The sequence below is a fragment of the Rhodococcus sp. NPDC058639 genome (assembly GCF_042717545.1).
In the GTDB taxonomy this organism is placed as follows: Bacteria; Actinomycetota; Actinomycetes; order Mycobacteriales; family Mycobacteriaceae; genus Rhodococcus.
The window spans coordinates 257,106-269,847 of the sequence record NZ_JBHXRF010000003.1 but is presented as its reverse complement, the minus strand read 5'-3'; the positions used below and the strand labels follow the sequence as shown (position 1 = coordinate 269,847).

At 66.4% G+C, this 12,742-nt stretch carries 8 protein-coding genes; 5 read left to right on the top strand and 3 right to left on the bottom strand.

Going from position 1 to position 12,742, the window contains the following annotated elements; all coding sequences use genetic code 11:
• Positions 1-55 precede the first annotated feature (55 nt).
• Complete coding sequence (locus ACFWU2_RS06960; RefSeq protein WP_378603007.1) at positions 56-505, bottom strand: hypothetical protein; 450 nt, start codon at positions 503-505, stop codon at positions 56-58.
• 193 nt (positions 506-698) lie between these two features.
• Positions 699-6,176 carry a carboxyl transferase domain-containing protein gene (locus ACFWU2_RS06955; protein ID WP_378603754.1) on the bottom strand — a complete coding sequence of 1,826 codons (5,478 nt, stop codon included), beginning with the start codon at positions 6,174-6,176 and terminating at the stop codon, positions 699-701.
• 773 nt (positions 6,177-6,949) lie between these two features.
• Here ACFWU2_RS06955 and ACFWU2_RS06950 point away from each other — a divergent pair.
• The 5 genes from ACFWU2_RS06950 to ACFWU2_RS06930 all read left to right on the top strand — a co-directional run bounded on the left by ACFWU2_RS06950 (position 6,950) and on the right by ACFWU2_RS06930 (position 11,112).
• Entirely contained in the window at positions 6,950-8,149 is a 1,200-nt protein-coding gene (locus tag ACFWU2_RS06950) for a hypothetical protein (protein ID WP_378603004.1), read from the top strand.
• A 234-nt stretch (positions 8,150-8,383) separates the two neighbouring features.
• A complete protein-coding gene (locus ACFWU2_RS06945; protein WP_378603001.1) occupies positions 8,384-8,764 on the top strand; it encodes a hypothetical protein in 381 nt (126 codons plus the stop codon).
• Between the two features lie 78 nt (positions 8,765-8,842).
• The gene (locus tag ACFWU2_RS06940; RefSeq protein WP_169622677.1) at positions 8,843-9,700 is read left to right on the top strand and encodes a ParA family protein; all 858 of its coding nucleotides are present in this window, start codon (positions 8,843-8,845) and stop codon (positions 9,698-9,700) included.
• 32 nt (positions 9,701-9,732) lie between these two features.
• Positions 9,733-10,224 carry a hypothetical protein gene (locus ACFWU2_RS06935; RefSeq protein ID WP_378603751.1) on the top strand — a complete coding sequence of 164 codons (492 nt, stop codon included), beginning with the start codon at positions 9,733-9,735 and terminating at the stop codon, positions 10,222-10,224.
• Positions 10,225-10,350: 126 nt separating this feature from the next.
• Positions 10,351-11,112, top strand: a complete 762-nt coding sequence (locus ACFWU2_RS06930) for a hypothetical protein (RefSeq protein WP_378602998.1) — start codon at positions 10,351-10,353, stop codon at positions 11,110-11,112.
• Between the two features lie 48 nt (positions 11,113-11,160).
• Here the strand turns inward: ACFWU2_RS06930 and fadD1 are convergent, their stop codons facing one another.
• Positions 11,161-12,732 carry a fatty-acid--CoA ligase FadD1 gene (fadD1, locus tag ACFWU2_RS06925; RefSeq protein WP_378602995.1) on the bottom strand — a complete coding sequence of 524 codons (1,572 nt, stop codon included), beginning with the start codon at positions 12,730-12,732 and terminating at the stop codon, positions 11,161-11,163.
• Between the last annotated feature and the right edge of the window lie 10 nt (positions 12,733-12,742).

Genomic DNA, 12,742 nt, shown 5'->3' with positions numbered 1-12,742 from the left:
GGAGGGGCCCTTCGGTGTTCCGTCGATCCATCTTGCCCGGAGGGAGAGCAGGGGACTAGGTGTGCGTACCGTCCTGCTCGGCGTCCTGCGGCCGAGAGTCGTGGCCCGGGTGCTGCTCCCCGTCGTGCTCACGATGGTGGGCACCGGGTCCGCGCTCGGCGCGGGGGCCGTTGCCCTCCTCGGGTCCGGTCTCGCTGTCCGAATGCGGTCCACGCGGTCCGTCGGGGCGTTCTCCACCGTCGCGCGTGCGGTCACTCGGTCCGCGTTCGGCGTCGCGCTGCGCGTCCGGAGCCTTCGCCGAGTCCGGACGCTCGTCGCCCCGCTCCGTGGAGTCGTGGGTCTCGCGGCCGTCCTCTGCTTCCTGTGTGTCGTCCTGGGTCTGTGCCACCACTTCGCCGGGACCTGTGGGCTCGTCGGAGTCCACTGCGGTTGCGATTCCCACCGAACCGGCTGCCACGGCCACTGCCGCAACACCCGCGATGAGCCATCGCTTGTCGATGCGCATTGTTTCCGCACCCCTTTCCTTACTGGTCCTCATTACCGAAGGTAGGAGCGGGACATGAAAAGTTTCTGAGAAAGAATTCAGAAATCGAAGTGTGTTTCGGACCGGATCGGTTGTGCTGCACAGTGTCCTGTATCCGGGTCCGAACGCACGGGGGCCCGCACCGATCGGTGCGGGCCCCCGTGCTCGGCCGAGTTCAGGCGAGCGATTTCGCCATTCCACGCTGCACGGCAGCGATGATCTGCGGGCGCAATTCGGCGGCGGGAACGATCCGGTGCACCGAGCCCATCTTCTGGGCACGCTGGATGTTGTGGATCGCCTCGAACTCCGCAGCGACCTCGCCCAGCTTTTCGGACCGTACCGCGACGCGCAAGGCACCCAGTTCGACACCGAGCCTGGACTTCTCCCCGTCTTCCGCCGCCGCCAGACGCGACTCGATCTCCGTGATGCGGGAATCACTCGCGGTGCGCTTGTTGACGTCCCGGGTGAAGACCACCGCGGCCGCGGGAGCGCCGCCGAGAACGGATGCGAACGAGCCTTCGACGGCAAGGACTTCCATGTTCTCGTTCAGGGCGCCCGAGAACACCACGAATGCTCCGCCGTGGTACCGGGACACCACTACGAACACGATGGGACCGTCGAAATTGACGATGGCCCGGCCGATTTCGGCCCCGTACTCGAGTTGCAGGTTACGCAGCGACTCGGGTGATCCGTCGAAGCCCGACAGATTCGCGAGTACTACGAGGGGCCTGTTTCCGCTTGCTGCGTTGATGGCGCGGGCCGTCTTCTTGGACGACTTCGGGAACAACGTCCCGGACGTCCATTGGTCCGGCCCGTCCGTCGGGAACCAGCCCTTGCGGGGGATGGCGCGCGACTCGATCCCGATCACGCTGACCGGGGTACCGCCCAGGTGCGCATCGAAGACCACCGAGGTGTCGGCGTCGGCCATGTCGGCCCACCGCTCGAGCACGGCGTGGTCCTGGTCCACGACCGAGCGCATCACGGTGCGGATGTCGAACGGCTTCTTGCGATCCGGATTGGTGTCGGACGAGAAGATCTCCCCGACCGTGGTGAAGTCGCTCGACGGGTGGACGTGCGGGTAGAGGCGCACGTCGCGATCGATCGGGTCGGCGGAGTCGGCTCTGCGCGGGAAGCGCTCACCGGGAGCGACATAGGCGTGCGCGTAGTGCGCAAAGAGTGTTTCTACCGCCACGCGAAGATTCGGTGCCCAGTACTGGGCTTGACCGTTCGGACCCATCACGCGGTCGTATCCGCCGATACCGAAGTTGTCCTCCGCAGATACTCCGCCGGAGTAGTCGAGCGACTGCTTGCCGGTGAGCACCATCGCGCTGTCCGGGGTCATGACGAGAATGCCCTTGGTGTGCATGAGCATCGTCGCCTCGGCGTTCCAGTACGGCTGTGCGCCGACGTTGATGCCTGTCACGACGATGTTGATCTCGCCGCCGTTCTGGGTGAACGTGATGATGCGACGCAGGCCCCGCGACACCCAGTCCATGTTCTCGGTGCCGGAGTCCATGGAGATCGTGGCACCCGACGACAACGCGAACCACTCGACCGGCGCACCGAGACTCTCGGCAAGATCGATCGCGGCCACCAGGCGTGAGCACTCGGCTTCGGCGACGGTGCCGAGTGCCTTGGTGGGATCGCCGAACAGAGCGACCCGGGTCATACCCTCGGGATAGCGGGGCGTCGGAGTGTCCACGATCCCGACGATGAGGCCGGCGGTGTTGCGGCCGTACGGGCGGTCGACCGGAACGAACTGTCCCTGCTCGTCGAAGTCGTACTCGACGAATGTGCCGTCGCTGCCGGTCAGCAGCGGAATCAACTCGTAGGGGTACACGGTTCCGCGAGCTCGCGAGCGCTGCACCTTCTGGGTGTACTCGTCGAGCGGCTTGAGCGGTTCTTTGGGAGGTTCGGTGACACGCACGACGACACCGGCGCCGGAACGGTACGAGAAGCGCAACGCGACTTCACGCGCGGGCTGACCCGGGTTCTCGCGCAACCATCCGATGACGGTGATCTCCTCGAGGCCCGCACCCACGGTCAACGGTGCGGCACTCCGGGCGATCCGGCGCAGATCCTTCACGTCGAGGTCGACGACGGGCCAGACGTAGAGGACCACGCGGTTCGTATCGAGGCGTCGTCCACCGCGTGCGGCCTGGGCGCGGCGCATGCCGTCGAGCGAACTCGCGAGGGCACGTTCGAACGCGGGCAGGCTCACGATCCGGCCGCTGTCGTCACGCTGCTGGGTCAGATCTCGTACCTCGGTGAGGGCAATGAAGCGCTCGTCGGACGGATTGTCCCTCGCGACAATGTGATAGAGGTACGTGTCCGGGTTGGAGGGCAGGCGTGTGCCGTCGAAGTTCTTCAGCCGCCACAGATCGAGGCGCTGCCCCGTCAACGGGTGGATGTCGCGGATGTTGCTTTCCTCGGCGTACCCGGATTCGTACTCGCGGAAGGTGAACACGTGCTCTTCGGCGATGTCGGTGTGGCACACCGTCACCGTCACGCGTCGTGCGTGCGCGATCGTCTCGCGGGTGGCCAGGACCGAGGACAGTGCCGCGGCCTGAGCGTCCGCGTCGGCCGGCGCATCCTCCCAGGCGACATACAGGTCGATCACCAGGTTGTCGATACCGGGCAGCGCCGACGCCGATTCCTCGATCGCGTCGAGTACCGACGTGAGGCCGGAATGCGATGTCTCCGCGGAGATCAGGTACAGCCGGGTACCTCGCAGATCGAAGTTGCCGGTGACGAATTGGCGCCCGTCGACGACGCACGACCGCACGTCCTCGAGGGTCCGGATCTTGTACGCGCGTCGCGTGATGACTTCGAGCAGCGGGCCGGGAACGGTGCCGGGGCGTGAAATCTGCTGGGCGAGAAGGTCGATGAGAGGTTCAGGCGTGGTCACGAGGGACTCGATACGCTGCGCGTAGTCGGCCGCCTGCGGGTGTTCGGCGAGGTAGGCGAGCGAACCGCGCACCCCGTCGTACACCTGCTCGCGCGCCTTGCGGATCATCGGTTCCTCGAAGTAGCTGTAGCGCAAGTTGCGTGCGGTGTCGCCGATGACCGGGAAGCGGACCTGCGTCGCGACGATCAACCGGTCGAGGACCTCGTTGAGCTCGTGGGAGACTCCGGCCTCCGTGTCGTCGCGTTCGGTCCAGCGCTCGAGCAGCGCGGTGACGACCGGCACGTGCGTCTCGATACGTTCGAGCGCGAGGAACAACCGGTATACGGCGTCTTCGAGGTCAGGGGTGCGCTCGAGGTCGGTCACGTCGTAATGACGCAACGCGCGCGAGAGGCGAGCACGGAAGCTGTCGGGCAGACCGCCGACTTCGACGTCGAGCGACTGCAGATAGCCGTGGAAGAACTCGCGAGGGCTGTGAACGCGGTCTTCGGTGTTCCGCTCCTCGTCGGTCGGACGGTTGCGCGAAAGGTCGCAGACGTCTGCGAACGTGGTCAGGAGAGCGAGTTCCGCGCGCACGAGGTCACACGACCGCACACCTGCCGAGAGCCGCTCGTACTCGGCGAGAAGCGCCGCGGTTCGTTTGGCCGAGACGTCGTACCCGGTGATGAGTGCTCCGAGCGAATCGAGCCGCGCGAGCGCATCCGCAGCGAGATCGTCGCTGAGGCCCGGACCGGGTGTGGGGAACTCCACGCGCTCGACGGCTTCGGTGACGACTTCTTCGACGATCTGATCGACGCGCAGCAGTGGGGCACCGGCGTCCACCTGGGCGTTGACGACGGCGAGGATCTCGCGGACCTTACCGGCGAACGGTGCCCGGACCGCGGTCTCCATCTTCATGGACTCGAGAACGACGAGCGTCTGTCCGGCTTCGACCTCGTCGCCGACCGCGACGGGGACGGCGACGACGACAGCGGGTGCCGGAGTGCGGACGACACCGGCCTCGTCCTGACTGATCTGGTGGCTGATCCCGTCGACCTCGACGAGGAAATGGGCGGGCCCGGCTATCGAGACGACGTGGTGGCGGCGACCGTCGAGCGTGAGCCGCGATTCGTAGTCTCCGAGACGTTCGAGTTCGACGTCGAATTCGGTCACGCCGGTGTCGAGCCGGTAGCGGTGCGGGCCGACCTGGCCGACCACGAGTTCGTATGCCTGGCCCTGGTAGCTCAGTTCGATCTTGCGGCCGACGGCATGTCCGGCGCGTGGCCGGCCGCCGCGGGCGGACGCGAGGAACGCGGTGCGCTCGCGGGCTTCGTCGGCGTCGTAGACGTCGACGGCGGTCGCGACGAGCGCGATGTCGGCGACTCGCGTCGGTCCGGACTCACTGCCGGCACCGGTGCGGTCGAGCCAGCCGGTGTCGGCGGACGCGTCGACGACCTCCGGGCGGTCGAGCAGGTCGAGCAGGAACGATTTGGTGGTGGTGCCTCCGTCGAGGACGACCGTGGTTTCTCGCAGGGCGGTCCGCAGGCGTGCGAGCGCTTCGCCGCGGTTCCGTCCCCAGGCGATGATCTTGGCGACCATCGAGTCGTACTCGGGAGGGATCACGTCTCCCTGCGCGATGCCCGTGTCCACCCGCAGGCCGGACCCCAGCGGGAATTTGAGCAGTTGCACCGTGCCGGGCGCGGGTGCGAAGCCGTTGGTCGCATCCTCGGCGTTGAGCCGCGCCTCGACCGCGTGGCCGAATTCCGGCGGGCAGTCACCCACGAGGGGCTCTCCGGAGGCGACGAGGATTTGGAGTTTGACGAGGTCGATGCCGGTGGTGACCTCGGTGATGGGGTGTTCGACCTGCAGGCGGGTGTTGACCTCGAGGAACGTGAAGGTCTTCAGGTGGGGCTGGTAGAGGTACTCGACGGTTCCGGCGCCGCAGTATCCGGCGGCGCGGACGAGGTCGGCGGACACCGAGCGCAGGTGGTCGGACTGTTCCGCGGTGAGCAGCGGGGAGGCAGACTCCTCGATGACCTTCTGGTTTTTGCGCTGGATGGAGCAGTCGCGCACGCCGGGAGCCCACACGTTGCCGTGCGTGTCTGCGATGACCTGCACCTCGACGTGGCGCGCGTCGGTGACGAGGCGTTCGATGAAGACGACGGGGTCGCCGAAGGACCGTTCGGCTTCGCCCTGGGTGCGCTCGAGTGCCAGTTCCAGTTCGTCTTCGGCGTAGACCTTGCGGATGCCGCGGCCGCCACCGCCGGAGCGAGCCTTGATGATGAGCGGGTAACCGATGGCCTGGGCATGACGACGCGCGTCGGCGCGGGACTCCACGGGTCCGCCGGACCACGGGGCGACCGGCACCCCGACCTTTTCGGCGAGCAGTTTGGCCTCGACCTTGTCCCCGAGCAGACGCATCGCATCCGCGGACGGGCCGATGAACGTGATGTTCAGCCGCGCGCACAGGTCGGCGAAGACGGGATCCTCTGCCACGAATCCCCAGCCGACCCAGACTGCGTCGGCTTTCGCTTCGCGGAGTGCGCGTTCGAGTTCTGCGTGATCGAGGTAGGGAGTCGCCGCGGTCGTCGAAGGGCGCAGGGTGACGCCTTCGTCGGCCTGACGGACGAACATGGCACGGCGTTCGGCGTCCGTGTGCAGAGCGATCGTCTTGATGCCGTAGCCGTGTTCGGAGTTGAGCTCCCGGACTGCCCGGATGAGACGGACTGCCGCCTCACCCCGGTTGACCACTGCGATCCGCTTGAACATACTCGTTGCCACCGTTCTCCATGGTTGTGCGCGTGAGTGCCGCGCGTCGAAAGCTCCACCCCAATGAGGAAGACAATTTATCCGGTCTTCAGTTCCTACGTCACGGATCGGTAAACGCGAGCGGGAACATCGGTCGGTCGGCTCCTCGTGCTGTGTGGTGGGCATGCGTGTATCGATCGCCGACGTTGTGGGTTCTGTCGAACCGAATTGTCAAGGCGGTGCGAACGCGCCCCTGTCCTCATCCGGTGGCCGTCGCCATCGACGACACACACCCCCGTGCGGATGGAAACGCCCCGTACGGCTAACAGCATGGCCGAAACATGAGGCTTTGTCACGTTTGGCTTCCGGAACCGGTGTGACCAGCGGAAACTAGTCATTGTGCAGGTTTCGAACGTTGCCGTACAGGGCTTTTCGCGGGTGGTTCGCGGGAAAAGGGGTCGGCTCGGGCGGGCCCGTTCGCCCATACCGCGCGGTAACACCGGTGGGTAACTTACAGCGGGGTTTCCTTCCCTCGTCGTACCGCCGGGTAGGCGATTGTGCCGCAACAATTTTGGCAATCCGGGGGTGCATGCGGCCCGACGGGAGATCAACCCCGGCTCTTTCTGTGACATCGATCACGAATTGTGAATACGGCGTTCGCTCAATCGAACTGATGCACCCGCACACGCGCGGTGGGGGCGTCGTCCGACCATTGCGTCGTCCGTTCGTCGGGCAGATCGAAGTCCGCGGTTTTCTGGGACAGTGGAAGGCAGTAAGGCGACGAGGAGGCCCCGATGCCCGGCTCAGACCGACCCGAAGTATCCGACGAGTTCGAGACGCCCGACCGGCGACGGACACGCATCGCGGCACAGGTGCGCCGTTGGTGCGACCGGTGCGCCATCGACGGCAGGCACGGCCCGCTCTCGGACGCGGCGGCACTCGCGCTGGCCGCGGGTCATCTCGACGAATCGGCACGCACGGTACTCGCGAACCGGCGGCGTGCCGGGCGGCGATTCCCCACCGTCGACGGTTTCGGCGCGCTGCGCCTTCTCTCGGACGAGCATGCTCATCTCGTGGCGCGCCTGGGCAAGCAGCGTCCCGGGGCCTCGCGCCTGGTCCTCGAATACCGCGCGAACGAACTCGCCAAGCGCCTGCGTGCCGCGGAGCAGACGATCGTGCATTCGCCGTCGCACTACGCGCAGGGCGTGCGTGCGGTACGCCGGGATCGCCGCGACGGGCTCCACCTGGAACTCGATCAGCGGGAAGCCCTGTTCGCGGCGTTGCGGAAGACTCCGGCGCCGCTGCCGGTCGCGCCCGCCGATCAGGCCCGAGGTGCTGCCCTGTCCGTTGCGGTGGACCGTGTGTCGCGATGGTCGGAGCGCACACCGGCCGCAGACGCCGGCCGTCGCGCGGCCGATCTCCTCGCGCGCCGGATGCCGGAGGACGACGACCGGTTCGTCGACCGGTACGACACCCTGTTGTTCCTGGCGGGCTCTCTCTTCGACCGGATCGAGTCGTCGGCCGCCTGGCGCTCCGAGTACTTCGCGGTACAGCGTGCCCAACTCGATCTGGCCGAGGAAATCACGCAGATTGCCGTCGATACGGTGGCGCTGCGTGGACTGCTCGCGGAATTGGGCGCCGCGATCGGGAGCATCCCGGGTGAACGGGGCGCCGGTGCACGGGCTGCGCTGGACACGCGTGTCGCGGCGCTCGATCCCGTCTGGGATCAGCTTCTCGCCCGGGTGGCGGCGCTCGCCAGGATCGGCGATCTGCTCGGAAATGCGGAAAGCCGGATGGGCATGGTCGACGTCGCGCGCCGCACCGCGAGTCTCGACGAGCGCATCGACGATCTCATCGGGCGGTCGGGCGCGCGCGAGCTCTCGGCCGAGAACACCGACTTCGTGGGAGACCAGTTCGGGTCGGCCGCGGAACTCATCGGTTCGCTGCATACCGCGCTCCGGAGCGACATCGCGGAGCTCACCGGCAAGGATTGACCGTGTCCGTTGTGTCCGGTCACAGGTTTCTCGCGTGCGGCAGGGTCCGGCCACCCAGTCCTCAAAATGTGAGACGCTTCACTGGTGTAAATGTCCGATTCGGTGGTAGCTTCCACGCGTTCATCTGGGGGTCGAATGACGGGGGTGGCGTGGGTGTTTGCACGACGGGTATCGGCAGGAATAGCGGCCGGAATGATGGCGATGGTCGTCGCAGGGTGCGGGGGGGATCCTGCGGTGACGGTGGTGGACGATCCACAACTCGAATCGGCCTTCGGGGCGGTGCTCGCCGACGGTCAGGAACGCACGCTCGGTGATCTCGCGCAGGTTGCGGACCTGCAGGGGGAGGACTGGGACCGGATGTACTACTTCCGTGTTCCTCTTCTCATGAGCGAGGTCAACCGCATCCTCGATACCTCGGGTCTCGTGTGGAAGGACCTCCCGGCGGTGGGTGCCGAAGGAATGATCGTGTTCATGTCGGAAGGTCGCGTGGTGTACGCGGTCGTCGACCGCGCGCCTGCGCTTGCGCTCAGTGGGTTCGCAACTGCCGACTCGGTGGTCCGCGCGGATACCTCGGGCGGGCTGGAGAGAGTCGGTGTCGAGGCGAAGGGCAGATAAGACCGGGCGTCATGTTTGTCCGGATCGCGGTGTACGTTTCTACGGGAAGAGCAGTCGATCTTTCCGAAGAGGTGCACGGTGGCGCGGGTAATCGCGACGATCAACCTGAAAGGTGGCGTCGGCAAGACCACGACGACCGCGGCGTTGGGCGAGTTCATGGCCGCCGAATTCGGGCAGCGGGTACTGCTCGTCGACCTCGATCCTCAGACGAACCTCACCACCATGATGATCGGTGAGGAGCGCTGGAAGGAACTCAACGAACTCGATCGCACCCTCGCGGCGCTGTTCCGGGGTGCGATCGAATCCGATACCGCCTCGTTCGACATCGAAAAGGCACTTCAGCACGACGTCTCGCCGGTCCGGGCCGTGCGCGGGGTGGACCTCCTCGCGTCATCGCTCGATCTCATCGAGATCCAGGAGGGTCTCAGCCACCGGCAGTACGCGGACCCCGGGTCGCACCGGCCGATCGAGATCCTCACGAAGGCGATCGAACCGATCGCCGATCGATACGACTACATACTCCTCGACTGCCCGCCCAACCTGGGCATGCTCACCCTCAACGGTTTGAGGTCGGCCGACGGATATCTGATCCCGACCATTCCCGACATCCTGTCGACTTACGGAATTCCGCAGCTGCAGAAGCGTATTCAGGAGTTCGCGCAGCGCACGGGCCATCCCCTCCGGGAAATCGGCCTGGTCATCACGAAGTACCGCAGCGCGTCCAACCTCCACCGCAGCATCATCGAACAGTTGCAGCGTGACGACCGGATCGCCGATGTCGTACCCGCGTGGGTTCCTGAAGCGAACCAGATCGCCGCCTCCGCGGAGTTCGTGCCGTACGGCACGCTCAAGCGCAAGTACGGCAATACGGGGCAGTTCGACGCGTTGCGGATTCTCACCGAGACGATTCTGATGAACGCGCAGGTGTACCTGTGACGAAACCGGATACCGGCGAGGCTCGTCTGCGCATGCAGATCGGCGAAGCGACTGCCGCACTGCTCAGGCTCGACGAAGCCGCGCCGGGGACGGCGGGACAACTCGTCGCACTCGTCCGGGTCATCGCCGACGAAGCGGCCCGCACGCCCCGCTTCGCGAAGTCGCTGTCGGCTGTGCTGTCGCCTGGAGCGGCACCAGCCGGGGCAGGAGGCGCCTCGAGCGTCCGACATGCGCTTGGTACGGCCGACCCGGAGAACACAGCCCCGGCGCAGAGAGCGCCTGCTCGTCGCGGCAAGCGCGCACCCGGCCCGTTCGACCCGTTCGCCGTGTACCGCGAGGCCGGCGAGCCCGGCTTGCGGACCCAACTCGGCGACCTCGACGTCGAGCGGCTCAAGGACATCATCGCCGAGCACGCGATGGACTACGACAAGCTCGCGATGCGGTGGCGCACGCCCTCGAAACTACGTGATCGCATCGTCGAACGGGTCCAGTCCCTGACCACGAAGGGGGACGTATTTAGGTGATGCTTCACAGAAACTGTCGTTACCAGGCTGAGACCCGTAGGGTTACCAACAGACCCCCCGAGTTGTGCGGCGACGCCGTCACGCCACCTCGCGTCGGTTTTCGTGCACGAGAGAAGGACAGCAGGCATGGGTGATATCGCAGGTCAGGGCATGGCCGCTTTTGTGACGGACGTTCAACAGCGCGGCGGACGCGCAGATCCGCTCGACGACCACCGCACCGTCAAGGTCCGTGGTGCGGACGGGGTCAAACGGGTGGTCCGGGTCCGGACCACTGCGGGCGGACCGTGGCTCGCTCGCCGGCAGGACGGCATCGCCGGCAGTGACGAGACCGGCTCGTCGCACTGGGTCTTCGTCGACCTCGGGCAGAAGCCCCCCGCGTTCTATATCGTCGAGTCGGCCGAGATCGAGGCCGGGATCGAGGAAGAGGTCGCGCTGTGGCTCACCGAGCGTCCGGGCCGGACCGCGACCGGGAGTCATCCCATCCCGCTCAGTGGTGTCGCACACGGTCTCGACCGCTGGGACCTGCTCGGGCTCGACGCCGTCAAGGACACCACTCGCACGTGCGCTCCCACACGGCGGAGCACACGCCGGGCCACAGCCCCCGCCGCACGTCCCGCAGCGCTGCCGGAAGAGATCGACCCGCGCGTCGCGGTGTGCGCCGATGTCGGCGGTTACCGCGTGCAGGGACGCTTCGACGCGACTACGGGCGCGCTCGAGATCACGCGGGGACCGATGGAGGGACGACGTTTCCCCGACCCCACCACCGCCGCCGACGCTGTCGCGGGCTTCCTCAGCGGGGACATCGAGTCGCACGACGGAGACACCTTCTGGCGCCTCGACGGACCGAACGCTCCCGCGCTCGGTGAATACCTCGCGCGTAGTAGCTGAGCGGTCGGCGAGCGGCCCTGCACGACCCGTGCCCGCGTGGCCGGCGGTTTACGACACGACGGCGTAGTCGGTACCCGACCGCACCCACAGCGCGCCGGCTCCGGCGGTTGCTCCCTGTCCCTTCAGTTCGCGTTTGAGGATCTTGTTGGTCGCCGTGACCGGCAGGTCGGCGTCGATCCGGACGTAGCGCGGCCACGCCTTCGGTGACAGATCTGCCTGAGCAGCAAGGAATTCGGAGAATTCGTCCGGAGTCAGTGTGGTGTCGTCGCGGAGTACCATGGCTGCCATCACCTGGTCGCCGACATGTGCGTCGGGAACGCCGTAGACCGCGACCCGGCTCAGTTGCGGAAGCCGCTGGAGGATCCGCTCGATCGGCGCTGCCGCGAGATTCTCACCGTCCACGCGCATCCAGTCCGCGGTTCGGCCGGCGAGATAGATCCAGCCGTCGGCGTCCTTGTATGCCAGATCTCCCGACCAGAACATGCCGTGCCGCATCCGTTCGTCGGTGGAGTCCTGATCGTTGTAGTAGCCGGTGAAGAAGCCGCCCCCTTGCGTGTTGACGAGTTCGCCGATGGCCTTGTCCGAGTTGATCAAGGCACCGTTGTGGTCGAACTCGGCCGACGCGCACTGCGTGACGGTGACAGGGTCGTACACCTCGACGCCGGCGAGTCCTTTTCCGATGGACCCTTCGGGCGTGCCCTCCTCTCGGGTGATGATGACGGCTGTCTCCGTCGAACCGAAGCCGTCCCATACGGTGCACCCGAACCGCCTCGCGAATTCGTCGATGTCGCGGTCGGTTGCTTCGTTGCCGAAGGCCACCCGCAGCGGATTGTCGGCGTCGCCCGGCTGTTCGGTCGTCGCCAGAAGGTATGCGAGAGGCTTGCCGACATAATTCATGTACGTCGCTCCGTAACGACGGATGTCGTCGAGGAAGCCTGACGCGGAGAACGTTGCCGGCGCCATGGCTGCGCCGCTGCACAGCGACACGCACCACCCGGCGAGAATCGCGTTCGAGTGGAACATCGGCATCGACAGGTAGGCGACGTCGTCCGGGGTGATCGAGAAGCGCGAGACCAGGTTGTTGCCCGCGAAGATCACCATGATCTGAGCGAGCAGAACGGGTTTGGGGTCGCCGCTCGTACCGGATGTGAAGATCAGCATGAACGGATCCATCATCTCCACTTCGCGGTACGGCTCGAGCGGAGAAGCACCTTCGACGAGCAACCGCCACTGCGGGCTCGCGACGTCGAGCACCGTGATGTCGCCGAGATCGAGTCCGTCGAGGAGAGGCGCATGCGCCGGATCGGTGAGCACCACCTGGCAATCGGCGCGCCGGATGTCTCCGGCCAGGCCCTCACCACGTCGCGTGGTGTTGATACCGACGAGTGGAAACCCTCCGAGCCCTGCGGCCGCCACGGCGTGCAGCATGTCGGGTGTATTGCCGAGTAGCGTGCCGACATGTACCGGCCGGGTGTGGTCGAGAATCGAGAGCAGTGCCGAGGCCTGTGCCGACGCCTCCGCCAGATGCTCTCGCCAGGTCCAGCGTCCGGTGTCGTGAACGATCGCCGCGGTGTCGTCGTCGAGTAGTGCGCGCAGTGCCTGCTGAACGGTGTCGGCCATGGTGGTCGTC

Bases quoted from the DNA above. Each gene is read 5' to 3' on its own strand.
- ACFWU2_RS06935 (WP_378603751.1), top strand. From the start codon at position 9,733: ATGCAGATCGGCGAAGCGACTGCCGCACTGCTCAGGCTCGACGAAGCC.
- ACFWU2_RS06960 (WP_378603007.1), bottom strand. From the start codon at position 505: ATGCGCATCGACAAGCGATGGCTCATCGCGGGTGTTGCGGCAGTGGCC.
- ACFWU2_RS06950 (WP_378603004.1), top strand. From the start codon at position 6,950: ATGCCCGGCTCAGACCGACCCGAAGTATCCGACGAGTTCGAGACGCCC.
- ACFWU2_RS06930 (WP_378602998.1), top strand. From the start codon at position 10,351: ATGGGTGATATCGCAGGTCAGGGCATGGCCGCTTTTGTGACGGACGTT.
- ACFWU2_RS06955 (WP_378603754.1), bottom strand. From the start codon at position 6,176: ATGTTCAAGCGGATCGCAGTGGTCAACCGGGGTGAGGCGGCAGTCCGT.
- fadD1 (WP_378602995.1), bottom strand. From the start codon at position 12,732: ATGGCCGACACCGTTCAGCAGGCACTGCGCGCACTACTCGACGACGAC.